Genomic DNA, 18,626 nt, shown 5'->3' on the forward strand with positions numbered 1-18,626 from the left:
GTTGGACGCCGAGACCGTCACCTGCCGCCCCGGATGTGCCGCCTGCTGCATCGCCGCCTCGATCACCAGCCCCATCCCCGGTATGCCGAACGGCAAGCCGGCCGATGTCGCCTGCGTACAGTTGAACCCGGATCTGACCTGCCGGCTCTCCGGCCGGCCCGAACGCCCGCGCGTCTGCGGCTCGCTCAAGCCCAGTCTGGAGATGTGCGGCACGGATCGCACGCACGCGCTCGCCCATCTGGCCGAGCTGGAGCGTCTGACCCGGCCCTGAGCGTTTGAATCACGCCGTTGCGCACCACACATGGAGCCTGTGCGGGCTCTGGAGTGATGGTGTGGCTCAGTGTGTCGATCACTCCCCAACCTGAACTCGGTGCCGGTCATCGAGCACAATCCGGACCTGATCGCCGAGTCCGACTGGGTGCTGGATCTCGGTCCCGAGGGGGGCGCCGGCGGCGGGCGCATGGTGGCCGAGGGACCGCCCGAGCGGCTGGTCGCGGACAGCGACGGGGCGACGGTGCGGGCCTTGGCTGAATACATCCGCATGGGCGATCATCCCTGATCGCACGCCATGCGCTCAACAATGTTCGAACACGACTGAAAACGCGCAGCCTGGATCTGGCCTGAAGCACAGCACTCGGATTGCGACCCAACATCCATCCAGGACGGCCGGGCTTGATCCCGACGGACGCATGACCGATCCTAAGCCCGCGTAGCGCGTGATCATACACACGAAAGGACGACATCATGAACCCAATCGCACGCCCGATCCTGACCGCCGCCGGCCTGTACCTGCTGACCGGCCTGACGCCGGCCCTGGCCTCCGCCGATGATCCCATGACCGAGGAGGCCAAGCAGATCGTCAAGGAATTCGCCGGACAGCTGCTGTCGGAACTCAATGCCGCCCTGGAGAGCAGCGGTCCCGTTGGAGCGATCGCGGTCTGCAATGAACGCGCCCCGGCCATCGCCGCCGAGCTCGGTGAGTCGAGCGGCTGGGAGGTGGGGCGCACCAGCCTCAAGACACGCAATACCCTGCTCAACACGCCGGACGCCTGGGAGATGCAGGTGCTCGAATCCTTCGAGACCCGTCTGGCCGATGGACAGCCCATCGATACCCTGGCCCGGGCCGAGGTGGTCGAGGACGAGCGGGGACGGGTGTTCCGTTTCATGAAGGCGATTCCGACCGCGGAACTCTGTCTGGCCTGTCACGGCGAACATATCGCCGAGCCGGTCCTCGAAGTGCTCGACGAACACTATCCGGACGACCGAGCACGCGGCTTCAAGGTCGGCGACATCCGCGGCGCCTTCACGCTGTCGAAGCCGCTGAGCGATTGAGCCGGCGTTCGTGACCCGAAGGCCCGGTCGCCGGCGGCGGCGATCGGGCCGCGCGATTCATCATTGGGGATAGAGACCATGTCAGAGGCGCGATTCGACATTCTGTTCGACGGCTCGCTCAAACCGGACGCCGATCCGCGTCTGGCACGCGAGCGTCTGGGGGCGGCCTTCAAGCTGGACGCCGCCGGCGTCGAGCGTCTCTTCGCCGGCAAGCCGGTCGCGGTCAAGCGTGACGCGGACCTGACCACGGCCGCCCGTTACAAGCGCGTCTTCGAGGAGGCCGGCGCCATCGTCACACTGCGGGCACTCGACGCCGTCGAGCCGGCCGCACCGCCCCAGGCTCCAGCGGCGGCTCCACCCTCTCCCACCGTGTCGCCGCCGACGGATCGCGCGCCGGCGGCTGCCCCTGAGCCCGTCGTCGAGCGCGCCGCGTCCGAACCGATGTCCGAGGCCGGCGCCGAGATGGACGCCAAGGCGGACACGGCGGGCGGGGTGACGACGAATCTCACCGCCGAAGGCGGCTTCGAGTTCCTCGAAGAACCGCCCAAGGTTAAGATGCCCGACCTCGATCTCAGCCATCTGAGTCTGGTCGGCGGCTCGGACTGGAGTCTGGCCGACTGCGAGCAGACACCCGAGCCGGTACGCATCCCCGACATCAGCCATCTGCGTCTCGACGAGATCGAGCCGCCCCCGGATGATAACGACCCGACTGGACAGAATCCCCCCCCATGAGTACAGACTTCGACCACATCGTCATCGGCGCCGGCATCAGCGGACTGGGCGCCGCGCATTTTTCCGCCCGGCGCGGCCTGAGCACGCTCGTGCTCGAAGCCGGCGACCGCGTCGGCGGCTGCATCAACAGCCAGGCGTTTTCCGCGCTCGGCGGCTTCTGGACCGAAGCCGGCGGGCATACCTGCTTCAACAGCTATGGCCACCTGCTGTCCATCCTCGACGATCTGGGGCTGACCAGCCAGGTGCATCCCAAGGTCAAGGTCGGCTACAAGCTCTGGAAAGACGGCAAGCGCCGCTCCATCTTCTCGGCCCTGCATCTGTTCGAGGGCGCGCGCTCGATTCCCAGGCTGTTCAAGGAACCCAAGGACGGGCGTAGCGTGCGCGACTACTATGGCGCCGTCCTCGGCCGGCGCAATTATCGGGATCTGCTCCAGCACGCCTTCCAGGCCGTCATCTGCCAGCCGGCCGACGACTATCCGGCCGAAGCGCTGTTTCGCCGCAAACCGCGCCGCAAGGAGGTCATCAAGGCGTTCACCTTCGCCGAAGGCCTCGCGACCATCCCGAACGCCATCGCCGCGCAGAAGTCGCTCGACGTGCGCACCGGGCAGCGGATCGAGCAGGTCGAAGTCGAGGGCGAGGGTTTCCGCATCCGGCTCCAGGACGGCACCGCGATCACGGCGGCGCATCTGACCCTGGCCGTCCCGCCCGACGTCGCCGCCCAGCTGATCCCGGCCGGTTTCGAGGAGGCGCGCGCCCTGGTCGCCGGCATCGGCATGGCCGAGATCGAGACCCTGGTGCTGGTCTTCCGCCAGGACGACCTGAAACTGCCGCCGATCGCCGGCCTGATCGCGGTCGAGGACGCCTTCTATTCCGCCGTCTCCCGCGACTTCCTGCCCGATGACCGGTATCGCGGCTTTGCCTTCCATTTCCGCCCCGGCGCGCTCGACGCCGACGCCCAGATCCGCCGTGCCTGCGAAACACTGGGCGTCGCGCCGGAACGGATCGCCGCCCAATCGCGTGTCCACAACCGCCTGCCCGCACTCCGCAAGGGTCATTTCGCGCTCGTCGAACGCCTCGACGCCGCCCTCGCCGGCAAACGGCTGGCCCTGACCGGCAACTGGTTCCTCGGCGTCTCGATGGAAGACGCTCTGACACGCAGTCACAGCGAGCACATCCGACTGTTCGGCACCCGCGCCTGAAGACATCTCAAACACACGGAGAACATATCATGCGACGCGCACTGATCCTGCCGCTGCTGATCGGCGCCCTGTCCGGTAACGCACTCGCCGAAGAGATCGGCAGCGTCTCGACCAAGTTTAAATGGATGGGCCCCAACGACAAGATCGTCATCGAGGTCTTTCAGGACGAAGAGATCCCCGGCGTGGTCTGCTATCTGAGCCGGGCCAAGACCGGCGGTGTCTCGGGCGCCGTCGGCGTGGCCGAGGACACCTCCGACGCCGCGATCGAATGCACCCAGATCGGTCCTGTCGCCTTGCCCGACGATGTGCGCTCCGGCAAACGCAATGGTGAACAGGTGTTCAAGAAACGCACCTCGCTCCTGTTCAAGAGCCTCCAGGTGGTGCGCTTCTACGACGGACCGCGCAATGCGCTCGTCTATCTGAGCTACAGCGACCGCATCATCGAAGGCTCGCCCAAGAACAGCGTCTCGGCGGTCGCCATCCAGCCCTGGAAGACAGAACCCGCGCCGCCGGCGGCGCCGTAGCGGCCATGCCAAGGATGGCTTATGGTCTCGAACCGAACCACGCTCAAGCCCCGCCCAATCAGCGGCAGGTTCAAGAGCGTGGCCGGCTCGGAGTGATCAGGAAGGTGGGAGGTTAAAACAGATCGATCAGCAAACGCTGAGCCTGGGCCACAGCCAGATCGTTGGAACCGGATGGCGTCGAGTCACCGAATTCCAAAACTTCGATCTCGACCGGAGTCACGCCACGGCCGAGCATGCCTATTTCACGCGCCGCTTCCTTGGAGAGATCGATCGTGCGTCCCCGTGCATGGGGTCCGCGATCGTTGATGATGACCTCGACCGAGCGACCGTTGTCTTTGTTGGTCACCAGAACTCGGGTGCCGAACTCCAGTGTGCGATGTGCCGCCGTCAGTTCCCCTTGGTCGAACCGCTCACCGCTTGCGGTGCGACGACCATCGAAGCGATCTCCGTAGTACGAGGCCATACCGTTGGTAGTGAAGGCCTGGGCCTGGGTCATTGGCAAGAGCGAAAAGGCTAGAGCCAAGGGTGATAGCCAGTTGCGTCGATAGACCAAAACGCTTCCTCCGCGTGTCGTTTGGTGTTTGGGTGCTTGAGCAAGAACCCTTCGGATACTTATGCGCGGTCGGATGCTAACCGCCAGGACACCAGGAAGGCAAGCGTTAATCTGCCTAAATCAAGCAATGATTTAGCGATGCTACCTTTTGTAACGGCTAAGGATAGAGCCGCCCGCACCCGTCAAATACGACCGATCCGGCAGCCAATCGGGGGATTTGCGGCTAGCGTTCACCGACATCCGAGCGCGTCAAGCGTACACTGGATTCCAACGCCGGATCGGGCGCAGCCGTCTCGAGTGGCAGGAACTCATACGACGCGATCCGCGTGTGCTGCACCGGCCGGTCGAGCGCCTCGGCCACGGCCGGATCGCGCCCATAGACATCGCGGCGCAGATGGAGATTGCCATCCGCATCGGCGCGCGCCGTCAGGTAATAGAGCAGCACCGGCAAAGGCTCCGACAGGTTGACATAGCGCGTCTGGGTGCCTTCCAGGACACTATCGATGCGCGCCCGGTCCCAGCCCGACTCTTCCAGCAGCAGCTCGGCGAACTTCATCGGATTCTGCACCCGCACGCAGCCATGACTCAGGGCGCGCGCCGAGCGCCCGAACAGCGCCTTGCTCGGCGTGTCGTGCATGTAGACGGCATGGCGGTTGGGGAACATGAACTTCACCCGCCCGAGCGCGTTGTCCGGTCCCGGTTGCTGGACCACGCGATAGCGTTTGTAATCAGCAGCATTGCCGCCGCTGACGCGGCGACCGGTGCGCCGGTCGATCAGGGTGTATTTGGCCGAGACATTGGTCAGTTTCTCCTGGATCGAGACCGGCACGGTCCAGGTCGGATTGAGCACCAAATGGTCGAGCCGGTCTCGGAACATGGGCGTCTGCGAATCTTCCTTGCCGACGATGACGCGCGTGCTCCAGGCGATCTCGCGACCGCGCACCAGATGGGCCATGTAGTCGGCGACATCGACGAAGACATAGTCGGGCGGCAGATCCTCGTAGAGCCAGCGCATGCGCTCCAGGTTGAGGCGGATGCGCTCGACCTTGGACTCGTCGATGGGATCGTTGATCGCCGCGAGCGTCTGGGCGCCGACCGCGCCATCAGCGCCCAGACCACGCCCACGCTGGAAGGCAAGCACGGCTTCGCGCAAGGCGGCATCGAAGGTCTCGGGCTGATCGGATGACACGCTCTCGCCATACCCCAATACCCGCAGACGCTCCCGCAGTTGGGCGACGCGCTCACCCCGGCTGCCGAGTGACAGTACGGGTCCGCCTGCAAGGGGAGGCAGTTCCTTGAGGTGGCGTGCGCCAGCGTAATGGCTCAGGACGCGCTTGAGATCCTGGTACCAGAAGGGCTGCTGAAAACGCCCGCCGAGGAAGTCGGCCAGATCGTCCGCTTCCAGGGCGCCGCGCATGTCCGCGATCAGACGCTCGGCGGGCACGGGCGCACGATCGTTCCATTTCTGATCGACGGCGACCGGATCGAGTTTGCCGTAGCGGGTGTGATGGGCATAGCGCAGGAGCGCATCGCTGAGCTGGAGATCGGCGGCGAGGCGTGCGGCGCCCTGGAGTGCGTCGAGTGCGCCCGGTCGGCTCAATCGGCGCAGCACCTCGACATGGAAGTCCTCGGGGCGGAAGCCTTCGGTGTCGCTTTGCTCGACGAGTTCGAGCAGCGCCTCGATCGGCGCCGGCTTGGACCAGGCCAGGGTGTAGCCGCGCTGGAGATAGAAGTCGGCGAGCACGGGGGCCGAGAGCAGCGGCACGCCGTCGATGGCCAGCGTCCTGGACTCGCGAAACGCCTCCAGGGTCGAGGCGAACAGTTCACTCGCGCGCCCGGTCGCGGGCGCCAGGAGGGTCAGCCAGGACAGCAGGACCAATGAGAGAGATGTCTTGATCAATGTTCAAACCTCGCCGATGAGTTCGACCCGCCCCTGGTCGTCGACCGTCTCCAGACGCACGGTGAAGCCCCACAGACGGCGGATGTGGCGCAGCATCTCAGGCACCGAGTCGCCCAGCGGGCGGCGCTGGTGCGCGAAGTGACGCAGGGTCAGTGAGCGGTCGCCGCGCCGGTCGACATTGTAGACCTGAATGTTCGGCTCGCGCGTGCCCAGATTGTACTGTTCGGCCAGCGCCTGACGCAGGGCGCGGTAGCCGCTCTCCTCGTGGATCGCCTTGACCTCCAGATATTCCTCCAGATCGTCGTCGGTGATGGCGAACAGGCGGAACTCGCGCATCAGGTTGGGCGACAGGAACTGGGCGATGAAGCTCTCGTCCTTGAAGTTGCGCATGGCGAAGTCGAGCACCTTGATCCAGTCGCCGCCGGCGATGTCGGGGAACCAGTAGCGGTCCTCGTCCGTGGGCGACTCGCAGATGCGGCGGATGTCGCGCATCATGGCGAAGCCGAGCGCATAGGGATTGATGCCGCTGTAATAGGGCGCATCGAACGGCGGCTGGAACACCACGCTGGTGTGCGATTGCAGGAACTCGATCATGAAACCGTCGCTGACGAGTCCGTCGTCGTACAGATGGTTCATGAGGCTGTAGTGCCAAAAACAATTATGCTTGATGAAGCAGGAGGCCTTGTAGGCGTGGGATTCTTCCACACTGAAATCGTAGACAGGCCCTTCGTCGTAATCGATCGCCTCGATGGTCGTCAGATCATCTTCGACCTGGAACCATTTTACGGAATCCAGTGCGTTTTGCAGCGCTTGACGCTTATAGGAGAGCCGAAAGCCGATCTGCTCCGCAAAGCGTTTGACGTCTTCGCCGGTGATTGTGAGTCGATGGGTTCCGTCTTTCTGGGGCCGCAGAGAACAGACGATCCCAAGATTCAGCAATAGCAGCTGCTCGACCTCCAGCAAGTCACGGCTCTTGCTGACAAGGATGACTTGACGCCCTCGCTCAGAGATACAGCCATCGGTATCGAAATGGCCGCGCAGAAACGCCTGTACCACGGAGCGCGGCGATTTCAGGATGATCTCGGGCACATGCTTGCGCCCGGCGGCACCCCAGCCGGTCGCAATCTGAAAAGTCTGCTTGAATAACCGCGCCAGAACGGCGCTGTAGACCGTTGAATTGAAGTGATTGCGATCCGGTCGGCGCGATGCCTTCACACCAAATTCGGCAAAGATCGTTTGCTCGAAAAACTCCAGTAGCTCCGGATCCTGTGACGTCAGATTCACACGGCTATCGTCGACGAATCCACCGCCGGTCACTTGCCCCAGCACCTCGGCCAAATCGGGCCCCAGTGTGTCTGGGCGCCGGGGCAGATCCTCGGGGCCAAGCAGTGACCAGGGAAGATCGGGATCGGCGCAGGCCGCCGTCCATTCATCGTGGCATTCCTGTAGGCGGACGCGCGTCCCGGCAGCAACGGACAGGGTCGGTGCCGAGCAACGCCATTTGGAATAGGTGCTCGTCGAAACGCCATGCCGACGGCACACCTCAGCTACGCGAGGTCGCACCTTTAGGTCATAGTCGATGACGGCCTCATTGGCGGCAAAAACACCATGTCCACGTTGAATCTCAACGACATCGCCCACCTTGAGATCCTGCAATTCGACCCACCGTCCTTTGACGAGGATTCGATGATCCGCACCGCCATGCAATTTATAACCATGCCGGGTACGAAGTCGGACACGCGGCTTGCTGGGATGCGAGAACCAGTCGACCACACGATTGCCATCCTCGACACGCCCTGAGAAACGCGACTCGACGAGTTCCTGGGCAGGCATCAGGCCCTGATCCGTGACGATCAGCGTATCACCGGTTACACAGGCCCAACCTTCATTCATCACCTGCGTCTGGCGCTGCGGATAGAAATATTGCCCGATCCGCCGCACGATGCGCACGATCTCGCGCTGCCAGGGTTCGAGCAAGGGCGCGTTCTTCTCGATGAAATAGAGGATGTTCTCCTGCGGTTCCTCCGGCCAGCGCTCCTCGCGCCGCGACTCGTCGTGCTCGGCGGCTGGCGGCAGGGTGCGCCAGAGGTCGTTGATCTGCGATTGAATATAATCCTCGCGCTCGCGCTGGCGGCGCTGTTCCTCGGCCATCGACAGGGGCGAGGGACGCTTGTAGCGGTCGACGCCGTGGTTCATCAGGGCATGGCAGGAATCGAGCAGCAGCTCGACCTCGTCGTAACCGTAGCGTTCCTCGCACTCGGCGATGTACTTCCGGGCGAAGACCAGATAGTCGATGATGGCGTCGGCGCTGGTCCAGGTACGGAACAGATAGTTGCCCTTGAAGAAGCTGTTGTGCCCATAGCAGGCGTGCGCGATCACCAACGCCTGCATCGGCAGGCTGTTCTCCTCCATCAGATAGGCGATGCAGGGATCGGAGTTGATGACGATCTCATAGGCCAGGCCCATCTGACCGCGCCGATAGGTCTGCTCGGTGGCGACGAACTGCTTGCCGAACGACCAGTGGTGGTAGTAGATCGGCAGTCCGACCGAGGAATAGGCGTCGATCATCTGCTCGGAGCTGATGACCTCGATCTGGTTGGCGTAGGTGTCGAGTCCGTAGACCTCATGGGCCAGGCGGCCGAGTTCCCGGTCGAAGCGCTCCAAGAGCGGAAAGGACCACTCGGATGAATCCGTGATGAGTCGTGTACTCATGCCGTCTGCCTCTTGAACAACTCGCGAAACACCGGATAGATGTCCTTGGCACCGTCGATCTCCTGCATCGCGAAGTGCGGATGCGCCGCCATTACTTCCTCGTAGGCATACCAGAGGCTCTGATGCTGGCGCGGCATGATCTCGACATAGGCGTAATAGCGCATCAGCGGCATCAGCTTCTCGATCAGCAGGTCGCGGCAGAGACTGGAGTCCGAATCCCAGTTGTCGCCGTCCGAGGCCTGGGCGGTATAGATGTTCCAGACGCTCGGGTCGTAGCGTTCCTTGATCACGTCATAGGCCAGATTGAGCGCGCTCGACACCACGGTGCCGCCGGTCTCGCGCGAGTAGAAGAAGTCCTCTTCGTCCACTTCCTGGGCGATGGTGTGATGGCGGATGAAGACGACCTCGATCCGGTCGTAGTTGCGCTTGAGGAACAGGTACAGCAGGATGAAGAAGCGCTTGGCCAGATTCTTGCGCTCCTGGTCCATGGAGCCCGAGACGTCCATGATGCAGAGCATGACGGCCTTGCTCGTCGGCTCGGGCAACTTGACGAAGCTCTGATAGCGCAGGTCGAAGGTATCGATGAAGGGCAGCGCGGCGATCCGGGTCTTGAGCCGGTCGATCTCGGCGCGCAGTTCGCCGATGTGCGGGTCGGTCTCCGGAACCCCATCGGCGAGCAAGCGCTCGACCTCTTCCTCCAGCTCGCGGATTCGGGCACGCGCGGGCGCACCGAGCGCGGTCCGCCGGGCGACCGCGCCCTTGAGCGAACGCACCACGTCGATGTTGGTCGGCGCGCCCTGGGTCGAATAGCCGGCGCGCACCGTCTTGAACTCGGTGGTGCCGATGAGCTGGTTGCGCACCAGATTGGGCAGTTCCAGATCCTCGAACAGCAGATCCATGAACTCCTCGCGCGAGAGTTCGAAGACGAAGTCGTCCTCGCCCTGCCCGTCCTTGCTCGCCCGTCCCTGACCCGAACCGCCGCCCTGCCCGCCCTCGGGCCGGCGGATGCGGTCGCCCGACTCGAACTGCTTGTTGCCGGGGTGCACCATGTCGCGCACCCCGCCCTTGCCGTGATGGAACACCGGCTCCGAGATGTCGCGCGACGGGATACCGACCTTCTCGCCGGAATCCATGTCGGTGATGCTGCGCTTGTCGACCGCGTCGGCCACGGCCCGCTTGAGCTGGGTCTTGTAACGCTTCAGGAAGCGCCGGCGGTTGACCGCACTCTTGTTCTTGCCGTTCAGACGCCGGTCGATGAAGTGTGACATAGGGACTCGCTGTGATGCTGGCGGTTCGAGTTACTGCGACTTGCGCACGCGCAGATACCACTCCGAGAGCAGGCGCACCTGCTTGGGCGTGTAGCCCTTGTCGGTCATGCGGTCGACGAACTGGTCGTGCTTCTTCTTCTCGTCGACCGACGCCTTGGCGTTGAACGAGATGACCGGCAGCAGATCCTCGGTGTTGGAGAACATCTTCTTCTCGATGACCACGCGCAGCTTCTCGTAGCTGGTCCATTTCGGATTGGACCCGGCATTGTTGGCGCGCGCACGCAGCACGAAGTTGACGATCTCGTTGCGGAAGTCCTTGGGATTGGAGATCCCGGCCGGCTTCTCGATCTTCTCCAGCTCCTCGTTGAGCATGGCGCGGTTCATCATCTCGCCGGTGTCCGGGTCGCGATATTCCTGATCCTGGATCCAGTAGTCGGCATAGGTGACATAGCGGTCGAAGATGTTCTGACCGTACTCGGCATAGGACTCCAGATAGGCGGTCTGCAACTCCTTGCCGATGAACTCGGCATAGCGCGGGGCCAGATATTGCTTGATGAAACCGAGATAGCGTTCCTGGGTCTCGGGCGGCAGCTGCTCGCGCGCGATCTGGCGCTCCAGCACATAGAGCAGATGCACCGGGTTGGCCGCGACCTCGCTGTGGTCGAAGTTGAACACCTGCGACAGGATCTTGAAGGCGAAGCGCGTCGAGATCCCGCTCATGCCCTCGTCGACCCCGGCATAGTCGCGATATTCCTGAACCGACTTGGCCTTGGGGTCGGTGTCCTTGAGATTCTCACCGTTGTAGACGCGCATCTTGGAGAAGATGCTCGAATTCTCCGGCTCCTTCAGGCGCGTGAGCACCGAGAACTGGGCCATCATCTCCAGGGTGCCGGGCGCGCAGGGCGAGGCCGCGAGCGAGCTGTTGCGCAACAGCTTCTCGTAGATCCGCACCTCTTCGTTCACACGCAGGCAATAGGGCACCTTGACGATGAAGACGCGGTCGAGGAAGGCTTCGTTGTTCTTGTTGTTGCGGAAGCTCTGCCATTCCGATTCGTTCGAGTGCGCGAGGATGATGCCCTGGAACGGCAGGGCCGACAGGCCCTCGGTGCCGTTGTAGTTGCCCTCCTGAGTCGCCGTGAGCAGCGGATGCAGCACCTTGATCGGCGCCTTGAACATCTCGACGAACTCCATCAGCCCCTGATTGGCCCGGCACAGCGCGCCCGAATAGCTGTAGGCATCCGCATCGTTCTGGGCGAAGCGTTCGAGCTGACGGATGTCGACCTTGCCGACCAGCGCCGAGATGTCCTGGTTGTTTTCGTCGCCCGGCTCGGTCTTGGCCACGGCGATCTGTTCCAGGATCGAGGGATAGAGCTTGACCACCTTGAACTTGGTGATGTCGCCGTTGTATTCCTGCAAGCGCTTCACCGCCCAGGGCGACATGATGGTGCGCAGGGCGCGGCGCGGGATGCCGTAGTCCTCTTCCAGGATGGCGCCGTCCTCCTCGGGCGAGAACAGGCCCAGCGGCGACTCGAACACCGGCGAGCCCTGGATGGCATAGAAGGGCCGCTCCTCCATCAGTTCCTTGAGCTTCTCGGCCAGCGACGACTTGCCGCCGCCGACCGGCCCCAGCAGATAGAGGATCTGTTTCTTCTCTTCCAGCCCCTGCGCGGCATGTTTGAGATAGGAGACCAGATGCTCGATCGACTCCTCCATGCCGTAGAACTCGGCGAAGGCCGGATAGCGCCGGATCATCTTGTTCTGGAAGATGCGGCTCAGACGCGGATCGTCGCGGGTGTCGATCAGCTCGGGTTCGCCGATCGCCGCCAGCAGCCGCTCGGCCGGCCCGGCATAGGCCGAGGGATCGGTCTTGCACAGCTCCAGATACTCGTTCAGGCTCAGCACCTCCTCACGGGAGGCTTCGTAGCGGGCCTGGTAGCGTTCGAAGATCGACATGGACTCATACCTCACTACTCGGAAACGGACGGTGGTCTTCGACCGCGTCGGTCGCGCGTGCCTGGGGTTCCGGAAGCCGGATCGCCGACGCCGTCTGGATGATGTTCGATGAAGCAATGACCGAGCCATCGACAGGCTAGGCTGAGTCGCGGTGCGGCGCGTGCGCGGCCTGTCGCTGGAAAACGCTAATCCGCAATGAATTAGTGCGTCAAGCACCGATCTCGCTCCATCCTGGAACAGTGCCGCCGTTGGATGTTCCCAGGGTTGCACGCGAAAACGCGCGTGATGCACCTGATTGGGGCATGAGATCGGTCGGGCCGGTTTCACTCCGGCTGTCCCATAGATGGAGGTCCGAGATTGGGACTCCAAGCGCGCCGGGACGTTCCGCCGTGACGAATCCTGTACCATTACGCCATCCCGAGCCGTACCCGAGATCCGCATGCCCGATTCCTACGTCGATCGCATCCTCAAGGCGCGCGTCTACGATGTCGCCGTCGAGACCCCGCTCACGCTGGCGCCACGACTCTCGGCCCGCTTGGGCAATACCGTCCTGCTCAAGCGCGAGGACTTGCAGCCGGTGTTCTCGTTCAAGCTGCGCGGGGCCTACAACAAGCTCATCCATCTCGATGCCGAATCGCGTGCACGCGGGGTCATCGCGGCCAGCGCCGGCAATCATGCGCAGGGCGTGGCGCTCGGCGCCAGTCGGCTCGACATTCAGGCGACCATCGTCATGCCGCGCACCACGCCGGCGATCAAGGTCCGCTCGGTGCGCGCCCACGGCGGCAAGGTGGTGCTCCACGGCGATTCCTATGACGAAGCCTATGCCCATGCCCGCGAGCTGGTGGACGAGAAGGGGCTGACCTTCATCCATCCCTTCGACGATCCGGACGTCATCGCCGGCCAAGGCACCATCGGCATGGAGATCCTGCGCCAGCATCCTGAGCCGCCGCACGCCATCTTCGTCCCGGTCGGCGGCGGCGGGCTGATCGCCGGGATCTCGGCCTATGTCAAATGGCTCTATCCCGAGGTCAGGATCATCGGCGTCGAACCGGAGGACGCACCGACGCTCCATGCCGCGCTGGCGGCCGGTGAGCGCGTCACCCTGCCCCAGGTCGGGCTGTTCGCCGACGGCGTAGCGGTGCGACTGATCGGCGAGGAGACCTTCCGTGTCGCGCGTGAACGGGTCGACGAGGTGGTGCTGGTCGGCACCGATGAGATCTGCGCCGCGATCAAGGACATCTTCGACGACACACGCGGCATCGCCGAACCCGCCGGAGCGCTGGCCGTGGCCGGACTCAAGCGCTGGGTCGAGACCACGGGCACGCGGGATGCGCACCTAGTCGCGATCGAGAGCGGGGCCAACATCAACTTCGACCGGCTGCGGCATGTCGCCGAGCGCGCCGAACTCGGCGAGCATCGCGAGGCCCTGTTCGCGGTCGAGATCCCCGAGCGTCCGGGCAGCTTCCTCAGCTTCTGCCGTGCGCTCGGCAAGCGCCAGATCACCGAGTTCAACTATCGCTATGCCGACAGCCGCCGCGCCCAGGTCTTCGTCGGCGTCGAGCTGTCGAAGGGCGACGAGGAACGGGCCGAGCTGGTCGCGCGCCTGATCGACAAGGACTTCAAGGTGCTCGACATGACCGACAACGAGACGGCCAAGCAGCACATCCGTTTCATGGTCGGGGGCCATGCGTCCGGACTGAAGCACGAGCGGCTGGTGCGTTTCGAATTCCCTGAGCGACCGGGGGCGCTGCTGAACTTTTTGAGCGGACTCGGCAAGCGCTGGAACATCAGTCTCTTCCACTACCGCAACCATGGCGCGGCCTATGGGCGAGTGCTCATGGGCGTGCAGGTTCCGCCGGACGAGTACGCCGACTTCGCGCAATCGCTCGACGGTCTGAGCTATCCGCATTGGGACGAGACCGATAACCCGGCTTATCAAATCTTCGCCGGCAACGGCTAATGCATCGTTACTCAGGAGAGTTCAACGTGAACGCCGCCTTTCATTCGGATCTCGTCACGACCCAAATCGGCATCCTCGGACTCGGCTATGTCGGACTGCCGCTGGCCGTCGAGTTCGGCAAACGCTATCGAACCATGGGTTTCGACATCAATCCGGCGCGTATCGCCGAGTTGCGCGCCGGACGCGATTCATCGCTGGAGGTCGAACCGGAAGAACTGCGCACCGCCAGCCGGCTCGAATACGCCGACACCATCGAGGCGCTCACCGACTGTCATGTCCTGATCGTCACCGTCCCCACGCCGATCAATGCCCACAAGCAGCCGGACTTCGGCCCGCTCGAATCGGCCAGTCGCGCCATCGGCTCCATCCTCAAACCGGGCAGGATCGTCGTCTTCGAGTCGACCGTGTATCCGGGCGCGACCGAAGAGGTCTGCATCCCCATCATCGAGCGGATCTCGGGTCTGACCTACAACCGCGATTTCTACGCCGGCTACAGCCCCGAGCGCATCAATCCGGGCGACAGGGCGCATCGACTGACCACCATCAAGAAAGTGACATCCGGCTCCACGCCCGAGGTCGCGCGCTTCGTCGATGCGCTCTACGGCTCCATCATCAGCGCCGGAACCCATCCGGCCAGCAGCATTCGCGTCGCCGAGGCGGCCAAGGTGATCGAGAACACCCAGCGCGATCTCAACATCGCCCTCATCAACGAACTGGCGCTGATCTTCAACCGGCTTGGACTGGACACGCTGGAGGTGCTGGAGGCGGCCGGGACCAAGTGGAACTTCCTGCCCTTCCGTCCCGGACTGGTCGGCGGACACTGCATCGGCGTCGACCCCTATTATCTGACCCACAAGGCCCAGGAGATCGGCTATCACCCCGAGGTCATCCTGGCCGGGCGGCGCGTCAACGACGGCATGGGTGCTTATGTCGCCGGCGAGGTCATCAAGCTCATGGTGCGGCGTGGCGGCCTGACCCAGAACAGCCGCGTGCTGCTCCTGGGCCTGACCTTCAAGGAGAACTGCCCGGATCTGCGCAATACGCGCGTGGTCGACATCCTGGCCGAGTTGCAGGACTATGGTCTGAGCTGCGACGTCCACGATCCCTGGGCCAATCCGGCCGAGGCCGAGCACGAATACGGCCTGAAACTGGTGCAGCAACCCGAGCACGGCGCCTACGATGCCATCATCCTGGCCGTCGCCCATCGCGAGTTCGCCGACTGGGGCGCCGAACGTATCCGCGCCTTCGGCAAGCCGGGCGCCATCCTCTACGACGTCAAACAGTTGCTCCCGCGCGAATCGGTCGACGGACGGCTGTAATCTCAACACCCCTTGGAGTTTCGATGAAGATCCTGATCACCGGCAGCGCCGGTTTCATCGGTTCGGCCCTGTCACTGCGCCTGCTCGAACGCGGCGACACCGTGATCGGGGTCGACAATCTGAACGACTATTACGACGTCCGGCTCAAGGAAGCCCGGTTGGCACGTACCCTCGACCATCCGAACTACAGCGACGTGCGACTCGACATCGAGGACGGCGCCGGACTGGCCGAGGTCTTCCGTGCCCATCGCCCCGAGCGCGTGGTGAACCTGGCCGCCCAGGCCGGGGTGCGCTACTCGCTCGAAAATCCCATGGCCTATGTCAACACCAATCTGGTGGGCTTCGCCAACATCCTGGAATGCTGCCGTCATCACGGCGTCGAGCATCTGGTCTATGCCTCCAGCAGCTCGGTCTATGGCGCCAACACCGAGATGCCCTTCTCGGTCCACGACAACGTCGACCATCCGCTCAGCCTCTATGCCGCGAGCAAAAAGGCCAACGAGCTGATGGCCCACACCTACAGCCATCTCTACCGGCTCCCGACCACCGGATTGCGCTTCTTCACCGTCTACGGACCCTGGGGGCGCCCCGACATGGCGCTGTTCAAGTTCACCCGCGCCATCCTCGCCGGCGAGCCGATCCAGGTCTTCAACTACGGCAAACACAGACGCGACTTCACCTATGTCGACGACATCGTCGAAGGCGTGATCCGCGTCCTCGACCGTGTCCCAGAAGGCAACCCGGACTGGAGCGGCGCCAAGCCCGATCCGGCGAGCAGCCGCGCCCCCTACCGCGTCTACAACATCGGTAACAACCAGCCGGTCGAACTGATGGAATACATCGCCGTCCTGGAACAGTGCCTGGGCCGCAAGGCCGAAATGGAGATGCTGCCGCTACAACCCGGCGATGTCCCCGACACCTTCGCCGATGTCGCCGATCTCGTCCGGGACACCGGCTACAAACCCGGCACGCCGGTGGCCGAGGGCGTGGCGCGGTTCGTGGAGTGGTATCTGGACTTCTATTGAATGGGCAGGAAGACGCTGACTGGTGCCCGGCGTCGATGATCGCTGCTGTGAGCGGTTGGGTCGAGAGAACAGGTCTTGACCGCCGCCCCCCAAATATTCGCAGGCATGATGGCTGTTCATTGAAAGACTAAATCCTTGCCCGGAACAAGACCAATGATGCAAACTCCGCCGATCCCCAGGGCACCGTGTCCGGCGACGGCCGGAGCTTGGCGCCGCCTGGGTATGTCGATTGCCAAAAAACGATCTTCGGAGGACAGCACCATGAGTACCCATCAAGCCCAGATGCCGCTGTGTCAGCGGGCCTTTTCGCAACTGCTCATCATCGACGCGCAGGAGCGGCTGGCCGCCGCGATGCCGCCGGACGAACTGGACAAGGTCGTCGACAACATCAACCGGCTGATCACGGCCGCCAAGATCCTGGACATCCCGGTGATCGCGACCCAGCACAACTCCAAGGGACTCGGTCCCATCATCGAGACCATCCGCACCAATATGCCGATGGTCCACGAGCCGACCGAGAAGACGGCCTTCTCCTGCTGCACCGCGCCCGGATTCGAGCGCAACATCTCTTCGCATCCGGATCGACGTCAACTGGTCGTCGTCGGCATGGAGGCGCATATCTGTATCGCCCAGACCGTCTCCGGCCTGCAACGCTGGGGCTATCAGGTCTTCGTGCCGAACGATGCCATCATCTCGCGCAAGACCGCGCATAAGGAGAACGTGCTCGACCGGATGCGTTCTTGCGGCATCCAGGTCGTCTGTACCGAATCGGTCGGTTTCGAGTGGCTGGGCGATTCGACCGACGCGCAGTTCCGCGACGTCTGGTCGCTGTTCAAATAGCCGACGGCACCAGCCAGGGCGCGAGCGCCGCCAGCAGGCGCTCCAGCGCTCCACGATTGCGCTCGACCACATCGCGCCCACAGGTCCCCATTCGAGCGCGACGCTCCGGATCGTCGAACAGATCGATCAAACAGCGACCCAAGGTCTCGACATCCTCGACCCGTTCGGCCGCGCCGGCCTCGTACAGCATCCGCACAATGGCCGCGAAATTGAAGGTATGGGGACCGAGCAGGACCGGGATGCCCGAGGCCGCCGCCTCCAGCGGGTTGTGCCCGCCTCTCGGCACCAGACTGCCGCCGATGAAGGCCAGATCGCCGGCCGCCAGAAAACAGGTCAACTCACCCATGCTGTCGCCGAGATAGACGGATTCGCCCGGCGCGGCCGCCCTTTCCTGACTACGACGCACGAACGCCAAGCCCTGACGCGCGATGAGTGCGGCCACGGCGTCGAAACGCTCGGGATGACGCGGCACCAGCACCAACAGTGCATCGGGCCGATGTTCCAGCAGACGTCTGTGGGCCTGGAGCACCTGAATCTCTTCGCCCTCGTGGGTGCTGGCGGCGATCCAGACCGGACGCTCAGCGCCCCACAGACGACGCATCGCAGCGGCGCGCGTCGCGAGATCCTCGGGCGAGGCCAGATCGAACTTGAGACTCCCCATGACCCGAACGCGCGCGCGCGGCGCGCCCAGGGCGACGAACCGTTCGGCATCGGCCGGCGCCTGGGCGGCGATGAGCGCAAAACGCGCCAGTGACGGGCGTGTCAGGCGTGCCAGCCGCGCATAGCTGCGCGCCGAGCGTTCCGACAGCCGCGCATTGACCAGGGCGACTGGAATACCACGCTGTTCGAGCACAGCCAGCATGTTGGGCCAGATCTCGGTCTCCATGACGATGACGAGTCTGGGCGCGACACGCTCGATGAAGCGCACCATCAGGTTCGGCAGATCGAAGGGGGTATAGTGGTGAGCGACACGCTCGCCGAAGAGCGCCCACAGACGTTCGGCGCCCGTGGGCGTGGTCGTCGTCACCAGGATCGCGCGCGTCGGCTCGGATTCCAGCAGACGCCGGATCAGGGGTTCGGCGGCCTGGACTTCGCCCACCGAGACGGCGTGGACCCAGATGTCGGCGCGTAGCGCCCGAACCTCGCCCTCCCCTGCCCTGCGGCTATCCCAGACCAGCCGCTCACCGATCCGCTGCCGATAGGCCGGTTGCGTGCGACCGCGCCAGTAGAGCCGCGCCAGCACCAGCGGCAACGCCAGGCGCCACAGCGCGGTATAGAGCCGGAGCGCCATGCCGCCGCTCATCCCGAC

At 63.9% G+C, this 18,626-nt stretch carries 16 protein-coding genes; 10 read left to right on the plus strand and 6 right to left on the minus strand.

Going from position 1 to position 18,626, the window contains the following annotated elements; all coding sequences use genetic code 11:
- Position 1: 1 nt before the first annotated feature.
- The 6 genes from Atep_RS09745 (at position 2) to Atep_RS09770 (ending at position 3,787) form a co-directional block, all read left to right on the plus strand.
- The gene (locus Atep_RS09745) at positions 2–271 is read left to right on the plus strand and encodes a YkgJ family cysteine cluster protein (protein ID WP_213378355.1); all 270 of its coding nucleotides are present in this window, start codon (positions 2–4) and stop codon (positions 269–271) included.
- Positions 272–340: 69 nt separating this feature from the next.
- A complete protein-coding gene (locus Atep_RS09750) occupies positions 341–559 on the plus strand; it encodes a hypothetical protein (protein WP_213378356.1) in 219 nt (72 codons plus the stop codon).
- 185 nt (positions 560–744) lie between these two features.
- Positions 745–1,332 carry a Tll0287-like domain-containing protein gene (locus Atep_RS09755; protein ID WP_213378357.1) on the plus strand — a complete coding sequence of 196 codons (588 nt, stop codon included), beginning with the start codon at positions 745–747 and terminating at the stop codon, positions 1,330–1,332.
- 78 nt (positions 1,333–1,410) lie between these two features.
- A complete protein-coding gene (locus tag Atep_RS09760) occupies positions 1,411–2,064 on the plus strand; it encodes a hypothetical protein (RefSeq protein WP_213378358.1) in 654 nt (217 codons plus the stop codon).
- Complete coding sequence (locus Atep_RS09765; protein WP_213378359.1) at positions 2,061–3,263, plus strand: protoporphyrinogen/coproporphyrinogen oxidase; 1,203 nt, start codon at positions 2,061–2,063, stop codon at positions 3,261–3,263. Before Atep_RS09760 ends, Atep_RS09765 begins: the two co-directional genes overlap by 4 nt.
- Positions 3,264–3,292: 29 nt before the next feature.
- The gene (locus Atep_RS09770) at positions 3,293–3,787 is read left to right on the plus strand and encodes a CreA family protein (RefSeq protein WP_213378360.1); all 495 of its coding nucleotides are present in this window, start codon (positions 3,293–3,295) and stop codon (positions 3,785–3,787) included.
- A 112-nt stretch (positions 3,788–3,899) separates the two neighbouring features.
- Here the strand turns inward: Atep_RS09770 and Atep_RS09775 are convergent, their stop codons facing one another.
- The 5 genes from Atep_RS09775 to Atep_RS09795 all read right to left on the minus strand — a co-directional run bounded on the left by Atep_RS09775 (position 3,900) and on the right by Atep_RS09795 (position 12,173).
- Positions 3,900–4,340: a septal ring lytic transglycosylase RlpA family protein gene (locus Atep_RS09775; RefSeq protein ID WP_236786111.1), complete on the minus strand. Its 441-nt coding sequence runs from the start codon at positions 4,338–4,340 to the stop codon at positions 3,900–3,902.
- A gap of 223 nt (positions 4,341–4,563) precedes the next feature.
- Entirely contained in the window at positions 4,564–6,240 is a 1,677-nt protein-coding gene (locus tag Atep_RS09780; protein ID WP_236786113.1) for a L,D-transpeptidase family protein, read from the minus strand.
- A gap of 3 nt (positions 6,241–6,243) precedes the next feature.
- On the minus strand, positions 6,244–8,952 hold the full coding sequence (locus tag Atep_RS09785; RefSeq protein ID WP_213378361.1) for a SpoVR family protein: 2,709 nt from the start codon (positions 8,950–8,952) through the stop codon (positions 6,244–6,246).
- The gene (locus tag Atep_RS09790; RefSeq protein WP_213378362.1) at positions 8,949–10,220 is read right to left on the minus strand and encodes a YeaH/YhbH family protein; all 1,272 of its coding nucleotides are present in this window, start codon (positions 10,218–10,220) and stop codon (positions 8,949–8,951) included. The genes Atep_RS09785 and Atep_RS09790 overlap by 4 nt, the downstream gene beginning before the upstream one ends.
- Before the next feature lie 30 nt (positions 10,221–10,250).
- On the minus strand, positions 10,251–12,173 hold the full coding sequence (locus tag Atep_RS09795; RefSeq protein WP_213378363.1) for a PrkA family serine protein kinase: 1,923 nt from the start codon (positions 12,171–12,173) through the stop codon (positions 10,251–10,253).
- A 343-nt stretch (positions 12,174–12,516) separates the two neighbouring features.
- On the opposite strand from Atep_RS09795, the gene ilvA reads away from it, so the two are divergent.
- From ilvA to Atep_RS09815, 4 genes are all read left to right on the plus strand, one after another.
- Positions 12,517–14,133 (plus strand): threonine ammonia-lyase, biosynthetic, encoded by a 1,617-nt coding sequence (ilvA, locus tag Atep_RS09800; RefSeq protein WP_272876283.1) that lies wholly within the window; start codon positions 12,517–12,519, stop codon positions 14,131–14,133.
- A 26-nt stretch (positions 14,134–14,159) separates the two neighbouring features.
- Positions 14,160–15,452 carry a Vi polysaccharide biosynthesis UDP-N-acetylglucosamine C-6 dehydrogenase TviB gene (gene tviB / locus Atep_RS09805; protein WP_213378365.1) on the plus strand — a complete coding sequence of 431 codons (1,293 nt, stop codon included), beginning with the start codon at positions 14,160–14,162 and terminating at the stop codon, positions 15,450–15,452.
- A gap of 23 nt (positions 15,453–15,475) precedes the next feature.
- Positions 15,476–16,477, plus strand: coding sequence for an NAD-dependent epimerase (locus Atep_RS09810; protein WP_213378366.1), 1,002 nt, complete (start codon positions 15,476–15,478; stop codon positions 16,475–16,477).
- A 261-nt stretch (positions 16,478–16,738) separates the two neighbouring features.
- On the plus strand, positions 16,739–17,317 hold the full coding sequence (locus Atep_RS09815; protein WP_213378367.1) for an isochorismatase family protein: 579 nt from the start codon (positions 16,739–16,741) through the stop codon (positions 17,315–17,317).
- On the opposite strand, the gene waaA is transcribed toward Atep_RS09815, so the two are convergent.
- Positions 17,310–18,620 carry a lipid IV(A) 3-deoxy-D-manno-octulosonic acid transferase gene (gene waaA, locus Atep_RS09820; protein WP_213378368.1) on the minus strand — a complete coding sequence of 437 codons (1,311 nt, stop codon included), beginning with the start codon at positions 18,618–18,620 and terminating at the stop codon, positions 17,310–17,312. The genes Atep_RS09815 and waaA overlap by 8 nt on opposite strands.
- Between the last annotated feature and the right edge of the window lie 6 nt (positions 18,621–18,626).

Origin of the sequence: Allochromatium tepidum (genome assembly GCF_018409545.1) — a bacterium.
Classification (GTDB): domain Bacteria; phylum Pseudomonadota; class Gammaproteobacteria; order Chromatiales; family Chromatiaceae; genus Thermochromatium; species Thermochromatium tepidum_A.